The sequence below is a fragment of the Amycolatopsis sp. lyj-346 genome, from assembly GCF_046548975.1.
Taxonomy (GTDB): Bacteria; Actinomycetota; Actinomycetes; order Mycobacteriales; family Pseudonocardiaceae; genus Amycolatopsis.
In genome coordinates this window covers 96,659-114,329 of sequence record NZ_JAJPWT010000022.1, presented here as the reverse complement: position 1 = coordinate 114,329, position 17,671 = coordinate 96,659, and the positions used below count along the sequence as shown (strand labels likewise).

General features: G+C 73.5%; 15 protein-coding genes. 10 read left to right on the top strand and 5 right to left on the bottom strand.

Annotation, left to right across the window (positions count from 1 at the left end; genetic code table 11):
* Positions 1–2 precede the first annotated feature (2 nt).
* From ACLJQE_RS41040 to ACLJQE_RS41020, 5 genes are all read left to right on the top strand, one after another.
* Positions 3–998 (top strand): thiamine pyrophosphate-dependent enzyme, encoded by a 996-nt coding sequence (locus ACLJQE_RS41040; RefSeq protein ID WP_410645102.1) that lies wholly within the window; start codon positions 3–5, stop codon positions 996–998.
* A gap of 1 nt (position 999) precedes the next feature.
* The gene (locus ACLJQE_RS41035) at positions 1,000–2,628 is read left to right on the top strand and encodes an NAD(P)-binding protein (RefSeq protein ID WP_410645101.1); all 1,629 of its coding nucleotides are present in this window, start codon (positions 1,000–1,002) and stop codon (positions 2,626–2,628) included.
* 10 nt (positions 2,629–2,638) lie between these two features.
* Positions 2,639–2,905, top strand: coding sequence for a DUF1876 domain-containing protein (locus tag ACLJQE_RS41030; RefSeq protein ID WP_410645100.1), 267 nt, complete (start codon positions 2,639–2,641; stop codon positions 2,903–2,905).
* Positions 2,906–2,907: 2 nt separating this feature from the next.
* Positions 2,908–3,417, top strand: a complete 510-nt coding sequence (locus tag ACLJQE_RS41025) for a flavodoxin family protein (protein WP_410645098.1) — start codon at positions 2,908–2,910, stop codon at positions 3,415–3,417.
* Between the two features lie 138 nt (positions 3,418–3,555).
* On the top strand, positions 3,556–6,132 hold the full coding sequence (locus ACLJQE_RS41020; RefSeq protein WP_410645097.1) for a cation-translocating P-type ATPase: 2,577 nt from the start codon (positions 3,556–3,558) through the stop codon (positions 6,130–6,132).
* On the opposite strand, the gene ACLJQE_RS41015 is transcribed toward ACLJQE_RS41020, so the two are convergent.
* The 4 genes from ACLJQE_RS41015 to ACLJQE_RS41000 form a co-directional block, all read right to left on the bottom strand.
* Positions 6,119–6,736 (bottom strand): hypothetical protein, encoded by a 618-nt coding sequence (locus ACLJQE_RS41015; RefSeq protein WP_410645096.1) that lies wholly within the window; start codon positions 6,734–6,736, stop codon positions 6,119–6,121. The genes ACLJQE_RS41020 and ACLJQE_RS41015 overlap by 14 nt on opposite strands.
* A complete protein-coding gene (locus ACLJQE_RS41010) occupies positions 6,733–7,713 on the bottom strand; it encodes a magnesium transporter CorA family protein (RefSeq protein ID WP_410645095.1) in 981 nt (326 codons plus the stop codon). The genes ACLJQE_RS41015 and ACLJQE_RS41010 overlap by 4 nt, the downstream gene beginning before the upstream one ends.
* Positions 7,713–8,168: a hypothetical protein gene (locus ACLJQE_RS41005; RefSeq protein WP_410645094.1), complete on the bottom strand. Its 456-nt coding sequence runs from the start codon at positions 8,166–8,168 to the stop codon at positions 7,713–7,715. The genes ACLJQE_RS41010 and ACLJQE_RS41005 overlap by 1 nt, the downstream gene beginning before the upstream one ends.
* A 139-nt stretch (positions 8,169–8,307) precedes the next feature.
* Positions 8,308–9,171, bottom strand: a complete 864-nt coding sequence (locus tag ACLJQE_RS41000) for a universal stress protein (protein ID WP_410645093.1) — start codon at positions 9,169–9,171, stop codon at positions 8,308–8,310.
* Between the two features lie 131 nt (positions 9,172–9,302).
* Between ACLJQE_RS41000 and ACLJQE_RS40995 the strand changes: the two genes are divergently transcribed.
* The 4 genes from ACLJQE_RS40995 (at position 9,303) to ACLJQE_RS40980 (ending at position 13,877) form a co-directional block, all read left to right on the top strand.
* Positions 9,303–10,970: a SulP family inorganic anion transporter gene (locus ACLJQE_RS40995; protein ID WP_410645092.1), complete on the top strand. Its 1,668-nt coding sequence runs from the start codon at positions 9,303–9,305 to the stop codon at positions 10,968–10,970.
* A 105-nt stretch (positions 10,971–11,075) separates the two neighbouring features.
* The gene (locus ACLJQE_RS40990) at positions 11,076–12,077 is read left to right on the top strand and encodes a zinc-binding alcohol dehydrogenase family protein (protein WP_410645126.1); all 1,002 of its coding nucleotides are present in this window, start codon (positions 11,076–11,078) and stop codon (positions 12,075–12,077) included.
* A gap of 277 nt (positions 12,078–12,354) precedes the next feature.
* Positions 12,355–13,239, top strand: coding sequence for a universal stress protein (locus tag ACLJQE_RS40985; RefSeq protein WP_410645091.1), 885 nt, complete (start codon positions 12,355–12,357; stop codon positions 13,237–13,239).
* A 2-nt stretch (positions 13,240–13,241) separates the two neighbouring features.
* Positions 13,242–13,877 (top strand): CBS domain-containing protein, encoded by a 636-nt coding sequence (locus ACLJQE_RS40980; protein ID WP_410645090.1) that lies wholly within the window; start codon positions 13,242–13,244, stop codon positions 13,875–13,877.
* Positions 13,878–13,989: 112 nt separating this feature from the next.
* Here the strand turns inward: ACLJQE_RS40980 and ACLJQE_RS40975 are convergent, their stop codons facing one another.
* Entirely contained in the window at positions 13,990–14,997 is a 1,008-nt protein-coding gene (locus ACLJQE_RS40975; protein WP_410645089.1) for an Acg family FMN-binding oxidoreductase, read from the bottom strand.
* A gap of 277 nt (positions 14,998–15,274) precedes the next feature.
* Here ACLJQE_RS40975 and ACLJQE_RS40970 point away from each other — a divergent pair, with 277 nt between their 5' ends.
* Positions 15,275–17,554, top strand: a complete 2,280-nt coding sequence (locus ACLJQE_RS40970; protein ID WP_410645088.1) for a heavy metal translocating P-type ATPase — start codon at positions 15,275–15,277, stop codon at positions 17,552–17,554.
* Positions 17,555–17,671: the final 117 nt, after the last annotated feature.

The window sequence follows — 17,671 nt, the reverse complement described above, 5'->3', positions numbered from 1 at the left end:
ACATGGCGGTGACGCCGATCAAGTTCTACCAGACCGGCAGCTTCGCGGTCGGGGGCCGGTTGCTCGGTCCCGACCAGCGCAGCGTGCAGTCCGACCGCGAGCGGATCAACTCGATCGACTGCGGCCACCGCGCGTGCCAGGGCTGCGGTGAAGCACTGGGGGCGCGGTACGCGCTCGACGCGGCCATGCGCGCCACGGGCAATCGGATGGTCGCGGTCAACGCGACCGGCTGCCTGGAGGTCTTCTCGACGCCGTACCCCGAGACGTCGTGGCGCATCCCGTGGCTGCACTCGCTGTTCGGCAACGCCCCCGCGGTGGCCACCGGGGTCGCCGCGGCGATGAAGGCCAAGGGCCGCACCGACGTCCGCGTGGTCGGCCAGGGCGGCGACGGCGGCACGGTCGACATCGGTTTCGCGTGTCTCTCCGGCATGTTCGAGCGCAACGACGACGTGCTCTACATCTGCTACGACAACGAGGCTTACATGAACACCGGCGTCCAGCGTTCCGGAGCGACGCCGGCCGCGGCTCGCACGGCGACGACACCGGCCGTGGGACCGGAGCCCGGGGCAGTGTTCGGGCAGGGCAAGAACGTCCCGATGATCGCGCTGGCGCACGAGATCCCGTACGTGGCGACGGCGACCGTCGCGGACCTGCGGGACCTCGAAGCGAAGGTGACGCGGGCGATGGAGTTCCGCGGCGCCCGCTACCTGCACGTGCTGGTGCCCTGCCCGCTCGGCTGGGGCAGCGCGTCGCACGACACGATCCTGATCGCCCGCCTGGCCAAGGAAAGCGGGCTGTTCCCGGTGTTCGAGGCCGAGCACGGCGAGATCGTCGCGACGTCGAAGATCCGCCGCCGGGTCCCGGTCGAGGACTACCTGCGGCGCCAGACGCGGTACGCACACCTGTTCGGCGACCAGCCCCGCACCGACGTGATCGCGCGGATCCAGGCGCAGGCCGACCGCAACATCCGCCGCTACGGCCTGCTCGGAGAGGACTGACATGGAGCACGAGAAGCCGTTCGCGATCACGCTCGACGTCGGGTCCAGCCGGGCCAACAAGACCGGCGCGTGGCGTTCCGAGCGGCCGGTCTACGTCGACCTGCTGCCGCCCTGCAACCAGGCCTGCCCGGCCGGCCAGGACATCCAGAAGTGGCTCTACCACGCGGAATCCGGAGATTACGAGAGCGCGTGGCGGCGGATCATGGTCGACAGCCCGTTCCCGGCCGTGCTCGGCCGGATCTGCTACCGGCCGTGTGAGAGCGCGTGCAACCGCGGGCAGCTCGACGAGGCCGTCGGGATCAACTCCGTCGAGCGGTTCCTCGGCGACGAAGGAATCAAGCAGGGCTGGTCGATGCCGGTCTCCGCGCCTTCCGGGAAGCGGGTGCTGGTCGTCGGTGCCGGGCCCGCGGGCCTGTCCGCCGCTTACCATCTGGCCGGCCTCGGGCACGCGGTCACCGTCCGGGACGCAGAAGCTGCCCCCGGCGGGATGATGCGCTACGGCATCCCGCGCTACCGGCTGCCGCGCGAAGTCCTCGACGCGGAGATCGGCCGGATCCGGGACATGGGCGTCGTCTTCGAGCAGAACAGCCGCGTCACCGACGCCGCACAGGCCATGGCCGACGGCGGGTTCGACGCGGTCTTCCTCGCCGTCGGCGCCCAGGTCGGCAAGCGCGCCTACATCCCCGCCGGTGACTCCGCGCGCGTGCTCGACGCGGTCTCGCTGTTGCACGACATGGAAACCGGGGAGCCGCCGCTGCTCGGCCGCCGCGTCGCGGTCTACGGCGGCGGCAACACCGCGATGGACGCCGCCCGCGCCGCGAAGCGGCTCGGCGCGACCGACGCCGTGGTCGTCTACCGCCGTACCCGCGACCGGATGCCCGCGCACGAGTCCGAGGTGGCCGAGGCCGTCGAGGAAGGCGTCGCGATGCGGTGGTTGTCGACGATCAGCGAGATCGACGGCGACGGCATCACGGTAGAGAAGATGCGCCTCGACGAGTCCGGGTTCCCCCAGCCGACCGGCGAGTTCGAGCGGCTGGCCGCCGACAGCGTGGTGCTGGCCCTCGGCCAGGACACCGACCTGTCCCTTGTGGACGGACTGCCGGACGTCGAGCGCGCCGGCGGGGTCGTGCGGGTCGGCCCGGGCCTCATGACCGGGCACCCGGGCATCTTCGCCGGCGGCGACATGGTGCCGTCGGGCCGGACCGCGACCGTCGCGGTGGGCCACGGCGCGAAGGCGGCCAGGGAGATCGACGCCTGGCTGCGCGGCGCGGGCACCGCCGAGCCGCCCGCTCCGCGCCCGGCGACCTTCGAAAACCTGAACACCTGGTACTACAGCGACGCCGACCGGACCGTCCGGCCGCACCTCGACCTGTCCCGGCGGGTGTCGACGTTCGACGAGATCAAGAGCGGCTTGGACGAGTCCACGGCCTTGCTCGAAGCTCGCCGCTGCCTGTCCTGCGGCAACTGCTTCGAATGCGACAACTGCTACGGCGTCTGCCCGGACAACGCGGTCATCAAGCTCGAACCGGGCGACAGGTACGCGATCGATCTCGACTACTGCAAGGGCTGCGGGATCTGCGTCGCCGAATGTCCGTGCGGGGCCATCGAAATGGTCCCCGAAGAATGCTGAGGAGGTAGCCATGCAGGAGAAACGCTGGCACGTCGAACTGACCATCGACGAGGACGAGGGCCGGACCCGGGCCACGGCCCGGTTGCGCACGGCCGACGACACCCGGATCTCCGGGACCGGGACCGCCCGGCTGAACCCGGCCGACCGGAACGTGCCCGAGATCGGCGACGAGCTCGCCGCATCGCGGGCGCTGAGCGACCTCGCGCACAACCTGCTCGAGTGCGCCGCCGGCGACATCGAAGAGCTCACCCACAAACCGGTCGAGCTGAGGAGCTGACGATGCGCACCCTCGTCGTGTTCGAGTCGATGTTCGGTGCCACCGAGCAGATCGCCCGCGCCGTCGGCACGGGGCTGGTCGCCGAGGTGGTCAACGTCGACGACGCGCCGGCCGACCTCACCGGCGTCGACCTGCTCGTCGTCGGCGGGCCCACCCACGTGCACGGCATGAGCCGTGCCTCGACGCGGAAGTCGGCCGCGCAGCAGGGGGAGCACCCCACCCGGTCGGAGACCGGGGTGCGCGAGTGGCTGGATTCCCTCGGACCGGTCCCGCCGGGGCTCCCGGTCGCGGCCTTCGACACCCGGATCGACAAGTCCCGCTTGCTCACCGGTGCCGCTTCGCTCGGCATCGCGAAGCGGCTGCGCCGGCTCGGGTGCCGCCTGGCCGCGCCCGCCGAGAGCTTCTTCGTCGGCACGGACCCGGCCGACACCGGCCCCGCTCCCGGTGAGCCGGCCCGGGCCGAGGCCTGGGGCGCGGCGCTCGGCGCGGCCGCGCGGCGGACCGTGCCCTGACCGCCCGGTCATGGGCCACGGGCTGCGCCGGACGCCGACCGGTGTCCGGCGGCCGCGTGGTGCAGGGCTCGCCGACGGAATCGTCGCGCAGCCGACCGACGCAATCCGCGGAGTAGAAACGGAACGGAAGGCAGCGCAGTGAAGACCACAGCCCACCCCGAGGCGTTCCACGCCCGGCCTGCGACCGCCGTCGCCGAGCAACTCGGGGTCGACCCTGTTCGAGGGCTCAGTGCCGAGGAAGCCGGAGCGCGGCTGGATCGCTTCGGCCCCAACACGGTCACCGCGCCGGCCGGACCGGGGCTGGTGCTCCGGGTGCTGCGGCAGTTCCACGACCCCCTCATCTACGTCCTGCTGCTCGCGGGCGTGGTGACCGGGCTCTTCGGCGGTTACGTCGACGCCGGGGTGATCGGGGGCGTGGTGCTGCTCAACGCCCTCGTCGGGTTCGTGCAGGAATCGCGGGCGCAGCGAGCCCTCGACGCGCTGTCGCGGATGGTGCCGTCGGACGCGACCGTGCTCCGGGACGGGGTGACCCGGCGGATACCGGCCGCCGAGCTGGTCCCGGGCGACGTCGTGGAGCTGGCCGCGGGGGACCGCGTCCCGGCCGACGTGCGGCTCACCGAGGTCCGCCTGGCCGAGGTCGACGAGTCGGCGCTGACCGGGGAGTCGGTGCCGGTGCGCAAGTCCGCCGACGTGGTGGCCGGGGAAGCCGTGGTCGCCGACCGGGTCGGCTGTGCCTACTCCGGGACGCTGGTGACGCGCGGCTGGGCCCGGGCCGTGGTCACGGCGACCGGCGGCGCCACCGAGCTGGGCGACATCCAGCACCTGGTGGCCACCGCGGAGGTGGTCGCGACCCCGCTGACCCGCAAGCTCGCCCGGTTTTCCCGGCAGCTGAGCGTCGCGATCGTCGCGGTCGCGGTCGGGGCGTTCACGCTCGGGGTTCTCCGCGGTACGCCGGTGCCCGAGATGTTCACGGCGGTGGTCGCGCTGGCCGTCGGGGCGATCCCCGAAGGACTGCCGGCGGCGGTGGCGATCGTGCTGGCGATCGGGGTGGTCCGGATGTCGCGGCGCGGCGCGATCGTGCGGAACCTGCCCGCGGTCGAGACCCTCGGCGGCACGACGGTGATCTGCACCGACAAGACGGGCACCCTCACCCAGAACCGGATGAACGTGACCACCCTCGCTGTCGCCGGCCGGGTGGTTTCCCCCGAGGAGGCCCGAGAATGCCTCGTCGCGGGCGTCCTCTGCAACGACGCGCAGCTCGGGGAGGGCGACCCGACGGAGATCGCGCTGCTCGAATCGGCGCTCGCGGCCGGGCTGGACCCCGAGGCGATCCGTGCCGCCGCGCCGCGCACGGAAACCGTGCCGTTCGAGTCCGAGACCCGCATGATGACCACGGTGCACGGCGACGTCGGCTACCTCAAGGGTGCGGTCGAGGAGGTGGTGGCGCGATGCGGGGACGAGCTCGGCCCCGGCGGCGTCCGTCCCCTCGATGCCGCTGCCGTGGACCGGCTGCAGCAGGAGCTGACCGGGCAGGGACTGCGGGTGCTCGCGTTCGCCCGGTTCGCCCCGGGCTCCGCGCCGACCTTGGTGGGCTTGCAGGCGATGCACGACCCGCCCCGGCCGGAGGCGATCACTGCCGTCGCGGCGTGCCGGAGCGCGGGCATCGACGTGAAGATGATCACCGGCGACCACGCCGGGACCGCGCGCGCGATCGCCGCCGAAGTGGGCTTGGTGGACGAGGCGGCGTCCGCGCGGGTCCTCACCGGAGCCGAGCTGGCGGAGCTGCCCGAGGTGGGCTTCGACGAGACGGTGGCGGCCACCCAGGTGTTCGCGCGGGTGTCGCCGGGGCAGAAGCTCCAGCTGGTGCAGGCGTTGCAGCGGCGCGGGCACGTGGTCGCGATGACCGGTGACGGCGTCAACGACGCGCCGGCATTGCGCCGCGCGGACATCGGTGTCGCGATGGGCCGCAACGGCACCGACGCCGCCCGCCAGGCCGCGGACATGGTGCTGACCGACGACGACTTCGCCTCGATCGAAGCAGCGGTGCGGGAAGGCCGGAGCGTCTTCGACAACCTGCGCAAGTTCATCGCGTGGACGCTGCCGGCCAACATCGGCGAGGGCATGGTCGTGCTGGTCGCCATCCTGCTCGGCGCGACACTGCCGATCGTGCCGGTGCAGATCCTGTGGATCAACATGACGACCGCGGTGTTCCTGGGTCTCACGATGGCGTTCGAGCCGACCGAGTCCGGGATCATGGGGCGGACTCCGCGCCCGCCGAAGCGTCCGCTTTTCACCGCCGCGCTACTGCGCCGGGTCGTGCTCGTGTCGCTCCTGCTCGTGGTGGCGGCTTTCGCAGCCTATGGGGTCGAACTGGCCGCGGGGGTGTCGCTCGCGGAGGCCCGCACGAGCGCGATCAACGTGTTCGTGGGGGTGCAGGCCGCGTACCTGCTCAGCTGCCGGTCACTGGACCGCCCGGTGCTGCTGGCCTGGCCCGGCCGCAGCCGGATGTTCGCGCTCGGCCTCGGGCTCACGGTGGGGCTCCAGCTGCTGTTGACCTACGTCCCGATCATGAACACGTGGTTCCACACCGCACCTGTCGGCGTCGGCTCCTGGTTGTGGGTCCTGGGTGCTGCCGTCGTGGCGTTCCTCGTGGTGGAGGCGGACAAGCTGATCTGGCACCGGGTGGCGGCGCGGCGGCAAGTCAGCCCAGGCTAGGAAGGCGGCGAACGGCGAGAGCGGTGACCGCCGACGTGGTGGCCGCCATCAGGAAGCCGCCGAGGACGCCGATCGTGATCGTGGTGGGCAGGCGTTGACCGGGCTGCCACAGCGGCATGGTGACGCCCAGGAAGACCGCGAGGCCGAGCAGCCACGCGCCGGCCGTGGTGGCGATCCAGAACGCCGAACGGGAGAAGTGGCGGCGCAGGACCAGCCACTGGGCGAAACCGATCGAGCACAGCAGAGCCAGGCCGAGGATTGCCGCGGCTGGCCAAAGGACCCACGGCGGCCGGCTGCTCAGCTGCGTGGCCCACATGCTCGGCGCGAGCCCGATGAGGTAGGCGAACGATGCCGCTGCCGCCGTGGCCGTGACCCAGTGGCGGGCGCTCACCGTGGGAACGGCGCGCCGGAGGACGAGTGCCTGGCCCGCGCCCAGCACGGCTCCTTCGACCGCTCCGGCGAGCAGCAGCACGGGGAGGGCGACCGCGGAGTCCACGGTGAGCGCGCCGGCCACCGCAGGGACGATGAAGCCGAGGAATTCGGCCGATGTGACGGTCACGAACCAGGCCACGGCGAGCCGTCCGCCCCGGAGCGTCCGGCTCACAGCCAGTCCCGTCGTTTGAAGAGGACGTACAGGGTCCCCGAGATGACCAGGATGGCGAGCGTCGAGACCCACACCCCGGACGCCTGCGCGAATCCGGGATAGGGGATGTTCTGGCCGTAGAAGCCGGTGATGGCGGTGGGCACCGCGATGATCGCGGCCCAGCTGGTCACCTTCTTCATGATCGTGTTGAGCCGGTTGCCCTGGATGCTCAGCTGCGTCTCGCGGATAGTCGCGAGCAGGTCGCGCAGCGACTCCGTCCACTCCGTCACGCGCAGGACGTGGTCGTACACGTCCTGGAAGTACGGCAGCAGCGCGTCGTCGACCGTACGGACTTCCCGGCGCATCAAGGAACCGACGATCTCGCGCATCGGCAGGGCGAGGTGGCGCAGCCGGCTCAGGCTCTTGCGCAGCCGCAGGGCGCGGCGCTGCAGGTCCGTGACGTCGGTCTGGTCGGCGAAGACCAGGTCCTCCAGCTCCTCGACCTGGTCGTCGAGGGACTGGAGAGCGTCGAAGTGCCCGTCGACGAGCAGGTCGAGCAGGCCGTGCAGCAGGAACCCGGTGCCGCTCTTGGCCAGCTCGGGGGTGCTGTCCCAGCGGTCGGTGAGGGCGTCGATGTCCGCGGTGCCGTCGCGGTGCAAGGTGACCAGCACGCGGTCGGTCACGAACGCGTCGAGCTCCGACGCCGTGAGCACGCCATCGCCGGGGTCCAGCCGGACGGCGTAGGCGGTGAGGAACGAGTGGTGGTCGTAGTGGACCAGCTTCGGCCGCTGGTGGTCTTCGTCGAGGACGGCCGCGACCGCGAGCGGGTGCAGCCCGAGTTCGGTGGTGAGCGCGGCCAGGTCCGCGGCGGTGGGGGCGTCGAGGTCCAGCCAGAGCGTCACGGCCGGGTCGGTGAGCTGCCGCGTGGCTTCGGCGAAGGAGAGGTTCTCCTGCTCCAGGACGCCACTGCGGTACAGACGGCTCCGGCTCGCGGACATCAGCGGTCGGCCGCGGTGGCCAGGCTGGCCCGGCACGCGCGGACGAGCTGGCGGGTCGCGCGGGTGGCCGGGGTCTCGCCGCAGGACGGGCAGCGCACCGCGACGTCGCCGGCGAGCTGGTCGATCGCGACGTTCAGCGCGCACTCGCACTGCCGGCACCAGCGCGTGCCGGTGACGATGACGACGTGCAGCGGCGACGACACGCAGTCGTGCAGCCAGCGCCGGTGCGTCCGGCACGTGACGCGCTCCAGCGGGTCCAGACCGTCCTCTTCGGACCGGTCCTCCGCCGTCAGCGCCAGTGCCAGGCGGCGGTCGGAGACGTCGGCGTAGCGCGGGTCCACGAAGTCGGCCGGCCGCAGCGCGAGCCGGTCACGGCGGTTGCGGCGGGTGCTCTCGGACGTCGGCTCGGCAGTCGTCGCCGGGGCGAATCCGCGGGGGGAGTGCTGGCTGTCCATGATGTGCCTCACTTTCGTCTGATCCAGACTCCGCCGTGGGAGACCAGGCGACGAGGGCCGGACCGCCCCGGTTCCCGGGGCCCGGGGACCCCGGATCCGGAGGGGCCAAGGCCCGTCGAGGTGAGGACTTTCGGCCGCCTCAGGCGCCGCGGACCAGGTAGACCGGGCAGGCCGCGTTGTGCAGCAGCGCCTGGCCGGTGGACCCCAGCAGCAGCCCGGGGAACCCGCCGCGGCCCCGGGTGCCGAGCACGACCAGCTGCGCGGTCGTGCTGCGCTCGATCAGCTCGCGGCGTGGGTGCGACTGGACCACGACCTCCTCGACCGCGACGCCTTCGGTGTCGTGGGCGCTCAGCCGCTCGGCGAGCAGCTGGTGCCCGGCGTCGGCGAGGGCCGCGCGGTCCGGTTCACGGCTCTGGGGTTCGTCCGCGGCCGCGTGGACCACGATCAGCGGGGCGTGGCGCGTGCGGGACTCGGCGAGTGCGGTCTCGAGGATCCGCGTGCTCGTTTCGCCGCCGTCGACGCCGGCGACGACCGGCCGGTCCGCCGCTCCCGGTTCGTCCCAGGTGTCGCCGCGGACCACGACGGTGTCGCACGAGGCGTGCGCGCCCACGGCCGAGGCGACCGAGCCGGCCAGGAGGCTCGCCAGCTTGCCGTGTCCGGCCGAACCGACCACGAGCAGCGACGCCGTCAGGGACGCGTCGATGAGGGCTTGGGCGGCGCGGTCGGGATCCAGCCGGGTGGCCGCGTCCGGCACGCCTTGCGCCGCGGCGAGCTCCGCCGCCGCCCGCAGGTACTGGCGGCCGCGGACGCGCAGCACTTCCTTCATCTCCTCGGGCGGCGGTACGACGCCGCCGGCGAGTAGGGCGGAGAAGTCGACGGCGTACACGATCTCCAGCGGCGCGCCACGCAGGTGAGCGGCGCGCGCGGCCCAGCGGACGGCGTCGAGCGACTCGACGGATCCGTCCACTCCGGTGACGATCGGTGGACTGGGTGCGGTGGTCATCGGCAGCTCCCGAGGCAGACGTGTCCCGACCGTAGGCTCGGCGCCGGGCCGTCCGCCGCGGCCGGAAGTCACCGGACGGAAGGACTTCCGGCCGCAGCCGGTGCGCCCGCCCGGCCCGCATCCTCGGAACCGTGAACCTCTCCGCGGCTCTCCCCGGGCTTGCGCGCCTGCGGCGGTACCGCCGGGCCTGGCTGCGCGGGGACGTCGTCGCGGGCGTCACCGTCGCCGCCTACCTCGTGCCGCAGGTGATGGCCTACGCCGAAGTGGCGGGGCTGCCGCCGGTGGCCGGCCTGTGGGCGGCGATCGGCCCGCTGGCCGTCTACGCGCTGCTCGGCTCGTCGCGCCAGCTGTCGGTCGGGCCCGAGTCGACGACCGCGCTGATGACCGCGGCGGTCCTGGCTCCGCTCGCCGCAGGCGACCCCGGCCACTACGCCGCGCTCGCCGCCGTGCTCGCGGTCGTGGTCGGCTGCCTGTGCCTCGCCGCCGGCCTGGCCCGGCTGGGCGTCCTCGCCGAACTCCTGTCGAAGCCGGTGCTCACCGGGTACATGGCGGGCATCGCGGCGCTCATGGTCGCCAGTCAGCTCGGGAAGGTCACCGGGGTCCCGGTGCACGGCGGGGAGTTCCTCGACGACCTCGGCTCGTTCTTCACCCAGCTCGACCTGGTGCGCTGGCCGACGGTGGCGCTGGCGGCGGCGGTGCTGGCCGTGCTTTACGTACTCGAGCGGTTCGTGCCGTGGCTGCCGGGGCCGCTGGCCGCGATGGTGCTGGCCACGGTGGCGGTCGCCGTGCTCGCCCCGGCCGGCTTCGATGTCGTCGGGGCGCTGCCCGCCGGGCTGCCGCCCGCGGTGTCCGGGGTCTCCGCCGCCGACGTGGGTCAGCTGGTCCTGCCCGCCGTGGGCATCGCGATCGTCGCCTTCTCCGACAACGTGCTGACGGCACGGGCGTTCGCGGCCCGCCGCGGCGAGGAAATCGACGCCGGCCAGGAGCTGCGGGCGCTCGCGGCGGCCAACGTGGCGGCCGGGCTGCTGCACGGCTTCCCGGTCAGCAGCAGCGGCAGCCGCACGGCGCTGGGCGCGGCCGTGGGCAGCCGGACGCAGCTGCACTCGCTCGTCGTGCTGGCCACCGTGGTCCTCACGGTGCTGTTCGCCCGGCCGCTGCTCGCGCAATTCCCGAAGGCGGCGCTCGGTGCGCTGGTGGTCTTCGCGGCGCTGCACCTCGTCGACGTCCGTGAGCTGCGGCGGTTCGCTCGCTTCCGGCCCAGCGAGCTGGTGCTCGCCCTGCTGACCACCGCCGGGGTGCTCGGCCTCGGTGTGCTGTACGGCGTCCTGGCCGCCGTCGGACTGTCCATTCTGGACCTGCTGCGCCGGATCGCCCGGCCGCACGACGGGATCCTGGGCACGGTGCCAGGCCTGGCCGGCATGCACGACGTCGACGACTACCCGGAGGCGACCACCGAACCCGGTCTCGTCGTCTACCGCTACGACGCGCCGTTGTGCTTCGCCAACGCGGAGGACTTCCGCCGTCGTGCCCTCGCCGCGGTGGACGCGACGTCTCGGTGGTTCGTGCTCAACGCCGAGGCGAACGTCGAGCTGGACGTGACCGCCGCCGACGCGCTCGACCGGCTGCGGGACGAGCTCGGCCGGCGGGGTGTCGTGTTCGCCATGGCAAGGGTGAAGCAGGACCTGCGCGACGACCTCGTCGCCGCGGGACTGGTGGCGAAGGTGGGGGAGGAGCGCATCTTCCCGACGCTGCCGACCGCGGTGCGCAGCTACCGGGACTGGCTGGCGAGTCTTGGGTGATCGATTTCCGGCCCACGGGGACTCGCGGGCCGCGCGCGGAGCGGCCATCCTGGCGGGGAACGCCGTGACCAGAGGAGGCCGACCGTGCCGGAGCTGCCGACGACGATGACCGCGTGGCGGGTCACCCGGCCCGGGCCGATGGCTTCGGGCCCCCTGGACTCCTCGACGGTGCCGGTGCCGCAGCCTGCGGCCGGTGAGCTGCTGGTGCGGGTGCTCGTGTGCGGTGTGTGCCGGACGGACCTGCACGTCGCCGAAGGCGATCTGCCGGTGCACCGGCCGGGCGTCACGCCGGGGCACGAGGTCGTCGGTGAGGTCGTCGCCCTCGGCGACGGGGTCACGGAGTTCGCGACCGGCGACCGCGTCGGCATCGCTTGGCTGCGGGGGACCTGTGGTCGCTGCCGGTACTGCCTCCGGGGCCGGGAGAACCTCTGCCCGGAGTCGCGCTACACGGGCTGGGACGCCGACGGCGGCTACGCGGAGTTCGCCGTGGTCCCGGCGGCGTACGCGCTGCCGCTGCCCGGCGGCTACTCCGACGACGAGCTGGCGCCGCTGCTGTGCGCCGGGCTGATCGGGTACCACGCGCTGGCGCGGGCGGAGGTGCCGGAGGGCGGGCGGCTGGGGATCTACGGCTTCGGCGGCAGCGCCCACCTCACGGCCCAGGTGGCCATCGCCCGCGGCGTCACCGTCCACGTGATGACCCGCAGCGCCGAGGCCCGCAAGCTCGCGCTCGAGCTGGGCGCGACGTCAGCCGGGCAAGCCGCCGACCCACCGCCCGAGCCCCTGGACTCGGCGATCCTCTTCGCGCCGGCCGGCGAACTGGTGCTGCCCGCGCTGGAAGCACTGGACCGGGGCGGGACGCTGGCCATCGCGGGCATCCACCTGTCGGACGTCCCGCCGCTGAACTACCAGCAGCACCTGTTCCAGGAACGTCAGCTGCGCAGTGTCACGGCGAACACCCGGGCCGACGCGCGGGAGTTCCTGGCCTTCGCCGGCGAACACCACTTGAGCGTCAGCACGGTTCCCTACGCCCTGGACCAGGCGGACCAGGCGCTCGCCGACCTGGCCGCGGACCGGGTGAACGGCGCGGCCGTGCTGCGGGCGACCTGACCCGAAGACCAGCCGGACGGTCACGGCTGCCCGGCCGGGGTCCGCCTGCCTGTCCGAGGCAGGACCGGACAGGCTGCCACCGCGTCCCGCCATTCGCGTTGCCTCACCGCACACCTCCTGCGGTCACGATGCCCGGCGAGCCGGACCGCCGGGAACGGCCAAGGGCTCCCCGCTCGGGTGCCGAAAGTCCTTCGTGCCGGTGGCCGACGACCACAGCAGCCGGCCACCGGTGCGTCATACCGTCGGCTCGGAAGCCCCGGAACCGGAGGAAAACGTCATGAGCGCAACCGGAAACCCGCCGATCGTCGTCGCCGTGGACGGTTCGGAGACCGCCGCGGCGGCCGCGTTGTGGGCGGCCGGGGAAGCAGCCCGCCGGCATGCGTCCCTGCTCGTCTACACCGCTTACGGCTACGAAGACGCCGCTTTCGGCGGCAAGATGTACCCGCCGTCGGACTGGCTGGCGGTGAAGGAGGCGGAGGCGGACCGGCTGCTTCGGCAGACCCGGGCCACGCTCGAAGCCGCCGTGCCCGGCCTGGAGATCTCGACCGAGGCCAGCGACCACGGACCGGTGCCGGGGCTGCTCGAGGTCTCGGCGCGGGCCCGGATCCTCGTCACCGGCGAGCCGGTCGGCGCGATCGCGGGCCTGTTCAGCGGCTCGCCCGACGTCGACCTCGCCGCGCGGGCGCACTGCCCGGTCGTGACCGTGCGCGGCTCGGAGAAGGCCGGCGGCCCGGTCGTCGTGGGCGTCGACGGAAGCCCGCTGAGCGAAGCCGCGATCGCCTGGGCCTTCGAGGAGGCCTCGATCCGCAACGCCCCGCTCGTCGCGCTGTACACCTGGCACGACGGCGACACCGCCGGCCTGTTCAGCGACGGCAACGTCGCCTTCCAGGGCGAAGGCCTGCAGGACTCGGGGCGCCGGCTGCTCGCGCAGCGGCTCGCGGGCTGGCAGGAGAAGTACCCCGACGTCCACGTCGAGCGTCGTGTCGAACACGACAAGCCCCGGGCCCGGCTCCTCGAGATGAGCCGCGACGCGCAGCTGGTCGTCGTCGGGAGCCGGGGCCGCGGTGGCTTCACCGGGCTGGTGCTCGGTTCGACGAGCCAGGCCCTGCTGCACCACGCGGCCTGCCCGGTCATGGTCGTCCGTACCGAGAAAGAGGCCTGAAGATGAACACCGGCAAGGTGTCCGCGGTGATGACCGCCGATCCGATCACCGTTTCGACGCAGACGCCGTTCAAGGACATCGCCGAACTGCTCACCGGCAACGGGATCAGCGCGGTCGGCGTCCTCGACAAGACCGGCGCGCTGGTGGGCGTCGTCTCGGAGGCGGACCTGCTCCCGCACCTGTGGGAGGCCCGCAAGCCCCGGTGGCGCGACCGCCGGCTGGCCCGGAAGGCGACGGCGTGCGTCGCGAAGAACTTGATGACCAGCCCGGCCGTCACCATCGACGCCGATGCGACGCTCGCCTCCGCCGCAGCGCAGTTCGCGCGTAGCGGTGTCCGCCGGTTGTTCGTGCTGCGCAACGGGAAGGTGGCGGGCGTGCTGGCCCGCCGCGACCTGGTGGCGGTCTTCACTCGCTGCGATGCCGACCTCGAGCGCGAGGTCAGCGAGGGTGTGCTGCGGGAGCGGCTCAACCTGGGGCCGAATCGGGTCCGGGTGGAAGTGCGGGCCGGGATCGTCACGGTCGTCGGGCGGGTCGAGCGCCGCAGCGACATCGATCCGGTGACGCGGCTGATCCAGGAGCTGTCCGGGGTGGTCGAGGTGCGCAACCGCCTGGACTACGTCTGGAACGACGTGTCCTGAGCGCAGTGGAAGGCCTTCGTCCATTCCGGACGGAGGCCTTCTTCGTGCGCGGGAAAGCATTGTGGGAAAGGCCCTTCGGCGCGGAGCTGCACCGAAGGGCCTCGGCCGGTTCTCAGCGGCCGCGCAGCTCGGCCGGGACCGGAAGCCCCACGCCGTAGGGATGGGCCGCCGGCCGCAGGACCTCGCCGATCGGGCGGCGCGGGGTCGCCGGGAGCGGGGCCGCCCCCTCGGGGAGGTAGCCGACGCGGACGACCGCATGGGGCTCGAGCCCGCCGCCGAGGACGCAGTCGCGGATCACGCCGCGGGTGCTGACCGGCTCCAGCGGTTCGGTGACCAGGCAGGAGGCCAGGTTCAGCCGGGTCGCGGTCAGCAGCACCGCACTGGCCGCTTCGCCCGCGCGGAGGCGGTCGATCGGGTCGTCGCCGGCCGTGGCCAGCACGGTCAGCGCCGCGCCGTCGGGGCCGCCGGTGTCGGGGAGCATGGCGTCGGCGAAGTCGCGCACCCGCGGGGCAGCGGTCGCGCGGATCGCGTTCTGCGCGGGCACGCCGTCGGGGGCGTAGCGCCGCCCGCTCCAGGCCGCCAGCTCGGTGCCGTAGCCGGGATCGGCCCGGTGCAGTCCTTGCGCCTCCACCGCGGCGGCCGTCAACGCCGATCGCTGCGGTGCCTCATCGAGGAAACGGAGTACCGCGCCCTGATCGGTGGCGCTTTTGGCCAGGAAGACCTCGTCCCGCACGAGCAGGGGACGCGCGGCGAACCGGCGGCGGTCCGACCGGCGCCGGGGAATGGCCGTGGCCAGGGCGATGTCGGCGTCGCGGGTGTCGTGGGGAACCAGCACGATCCGCGCCAGCACGCCGGGTTCCGGCAGCCGGTGGATCTGTGCGGCCCAGCCCAAGGCCGCCGCGGCGACCGTGAAGTGGTGCAGCACGCACCCGCAGCTGACGAGCAGGTCGCGGCCCTCGGGGTCGGTGTGCCGCAGCAGGCGGCTTTCGTCGGCGCGCAGCTCGACCGTCCGGCCGCTGAACCGCCAGCTCCACGGCTGGGTGTTGTGCACGGAAGGAGCCCGCACAGCGAGCGCGACGGCCGCCCTCACCGTGTACGCGTCGGGCAGGTTCTGGTTCATCGCTTCCTCCTCGGAGCGGGGCTGTCCCCATGTTCGCCGCGGCGGACATGGGCTCCCAGGGCCGAAGTGCTTCGACCGCGGGGACGTCGGGCCCGTCCGCGCCCGACGGTTGAGGCCCTTGGACTCTTTCCCCGCACGAAGAACCGGCCGAACCTGGATCTCCGACCGCCGGGAGGAAGCCGTGCCGCAGCCGATCGATCCGTTCGCCCACAAGGAAGAACCCGCGCACACCCGGCCGTCCGCTGTGCGCGATCGACCGCCGATGACGAAGCCTGCTGTGCGTGCTGAAGAAAGCGGGTCGAGGCTGCGGGAGTTCGGGCTGCTCGCGGGTGTCCTGGTCCTCGTAGCCGCCGGCGGGGTCGCGTGGTGGACGGGTGCGCCGATCGCCGCGAACGTCGTGTGGGCGACCGCGGACGTGGTCACCCTGGTGCCTGCGGTCGTGTGGGTCGCGGCCGATCTGGGGGCCCGGCGGTGGGGTGCCGACCTGCTGGCTGTCCTCGCCCTGGTGGCCACTGTGGCGGTTGGGGAGTACCTGGCCGGCGCGATCGTCGCGGCCATGGTCGCCACCGGGCGGGTGCTCGAAGCCGGCGCGCGGCGGCGGGCGAGCCGGAACCTGACCGCGCTGCTCGACCGGGCGCCGCGCGTGGCGCACTTGCGCACGGAGACCGGGCACGAAACCGTGCCCGTCGACGACGTGCGTGCCGGGCAGCTGATCGTCGTGCTGCCGGGCGAGGTCGTGCCGGTGGACGGCGTCCTGCCGGACGGCGGGACCTTCGACGAGTCGGCGCTGACGGGCGAACCCCTCCCGGTGGCCCGGCCCGTGGACGACACCGTCCACAGCGGAGTGGTGAACGCCGGCGCCGCGGTCGACGTGCGGGCCAGCGCGGCCGCCGCCGACAGTGCCTACGCCGGGGTCGTGCGGCTCGCCGAACAGGCCGCGGCCCGCACCGCGCGGGTCGCCAGGGTCGCCGACCGCGTCGCGGTCTGGTTCCTGCCCGCCTCCCTGCTGATCGCCGCGCTCGCCTGGGCGCTGACCGGCGAAGCCGGACGCGCGGCGGCCGTGCTGGTGACCGCCACGCCGTGCCCGTTGCTGCTGGCTGTCCCGATCGCGATCACCGGGGGCATGTCCCGGGCGTCGAAGGCGGGCGTGGTCGTCAAGGACGGCGCCGCGCTCGAAGCCCTCGGCCGGGTCGCGGTGCTGCTGATGGACAAGACCGGCACCGTGACCCGTGGCCGGCCCGAGATCACCGACGTCGTCTGTGCGCCGGGCCACGACGCGGCCGAAGTGCTCGCTTTCGCCGCCGGGGTGGAGCAGTACTCGCCGCACGTGCTGGCCTCAGCCGTGGTGCGGGCCGCGGCGTCGGCCGGGGTGGCGCCCGCGTCAGCCGAGGAGGTCGAGGAACAGCTGGGGTCCGGCGTCGCTGGCCGGGTCCGTGACCACGAGGTCCGCGTCGGCCGGCTTTCCGCCGGGACGGAACTGCCCGCCTGGGCGCGCGGCGCGGCCCGGCGGGGACGGCTCGATCTCGCGTCCGTGCTGTGGGTGGAGGTCGGCGGTGAGCCCGTGGCCGCGTTGCTCGCGAAGGACCCCATCCGGCCGGACGCCGCGCGCACGATGCGGCGGCTGCGCGCGGCCGGGATCGGCGAGATCCGGCTGCTCACCGGCGACCGGGTCGACAACGCGCGCGAAGTCGCGGCGATGCTCGGCCTCGACGACGTGCAGGCCGAGGTGACGCCCGCGGAGAAGGTCCGCGCGGTCGAAGCCGCGAGCGCGCGCGGGGTGACGGTGATGACCGGGGACGGCGTCAACGACGCGCCCGCGCTGGCCGCGGCGGACGTCGGCGTCGCGCTCGGCTCACGGGGTGCCACCGCGGCGGCGCAGGCCGCGGACGCGGTGATCCTCGACGACCGGCTCGACCGCCTCGCCGACGCCGCGGAAATCGCCCGCCGCTCGCGCCGGCTCGCCGTGCAGAGCGCCGTGGCCGGGACGCTGCTGTCGCTGCTGGCCATGCTCGCTGCGGCGGGAGGTTTCCTGGTGCCGGTCGCCGGTGCCCTCGTCCAGGAAGCCATCGACGTCGTAGTGATCTTGAACGCGCTGCGTGCGCTGGGCGGCGCGAAGCTCGGCGGCCCGGCGCCCGCCGAGCTGGTGCGGCGGTTCGAGTCCGAGCACGAACGCCTGCTGCCCGCTCGGGTCGCGGTCCGGCAAGCGGCCGACGCACTGACCGGGGGTGCGACTCCGGCCGCGGACAGTGCCGTCCGCATGGCTGCCCGGTTGCTGACCGAGCAGCTGCTACCGCACGAGCAGGCCGAGGAAACCGAGCTGTACCCGGCGCTGGCCCCCGCGCTGGGCGGCCCGGAGGCCACGGTCACGATGAGCCGCGCCCACGCCGAGATCGGCCGGCTCGCCCGGCGGCTGCAGCGGCACCTCGCGGAGGCGCCGGACGGCATCCAGCCCGACCAGGTCGACGACCTCCGTGCCACGCTCTACGGCCTGGACGCGGTGCTGACGCTGCACTTCGCGCAGGAGGAGGAAGCGTATTTCACGCTCCCGTCGGCGTAGTCCGGCCTCGTCGGGTACGGGCCGCACCTGGGGCAGGTGACCGCCGGGGGAGGGCCGCACCGCCCCTCGGGGGAGGGACCAAAGACCTTCGTGGCGCCGACGTCCGGCCGCAGCCCG

What these genes read in the sequence shown, in the direction of transcription:
- ACLJQE_RS40975 (WP_410645089.1), bottom strand. Translation starts at nt 14,997, where the DNA reads ATGAACCAGAACCTGCCCGACGCGTACACGGTGAGGGCGGCCGTCGCG.
- ACLJQE_RS41035 (WP_410645101.1), top strand. Translation starts at nt 1,000, where the DNA reads ATGGAGCACGAGAAGCCGTTCGCGATCACGCTCGACGTCGGGTCCAGC.
- ACLJQE_RS41025 (WP_410645098.1), top strand. Translation starts at nt 2,908, where the DNA reads ATGCGCACCCTCGTCGTGTTCGAGTCGATGTTCGGTGCCACCGAGCAG.
- ACLJQE_RS41030 (WP_410645100.1), top strand. Translation starts at nt 2,639, where the DNA reads ATGCAGGAGAAACGCTGGCACGTCGAACTGACCATCGACGAGGACGAG.
- ACLJQE_RS40980 (WP_410645090.1), top strand. Translation starts at nt 13,242, where the DNA reads ATGAACACCGGCAAGGTGTCCGCGGTGATGACCGCCGATCCGATCACC.
- ACLJQE_RS41005 (WP_410645094.1), bottom strand. Translation starts at nt 8,168, where the DNA reads ATGGACAGCCAGCACTCCCCCCGCGGATTCGCCCCGGCGACGACTGCC.
- ACLJQE_RS41040 (WP_410645102.1), top strand. Translation starts at nt 3, where the DNA reads ATGGCGGTGACGCCGATCAAGTTCTACCAGACCGGCAGCTTCGCGGTC.
- ACLJQE_RS41010 (WP_410645095.1), bottom strand. Translation starts at nt 7,713, where the DNA reads ATGTCCGCGAGCCGGAGCCGTCTGTACCGCAGTGGCGTCCTGGAGCAG.
- ACLJQE_RS41000 (WP_410645093.1), bottom strand. Translation starts at nt 9,171, where the DNA reads ATGACCACCGCACCCAGTCCACCGATCGTCACCGGAGTGGACGGATCC.
- ACLJQE_RS40990 (WP_410645126.1), top strand. Translation starts at nt 11,076, where the DNA reads ATGACCGCGTGGCGGGTCACCCGGCCCGGGCCGATGGCTTCGGGCCCC.
- ACLJQE_RS40985 (WP_410645091.1), top strand. Translation starts at nt 12,355, where the DNA reads ATGAGCGCAACCGGAAACCCGCCGATCGTCGTCGCCGTGGACGGTTCG.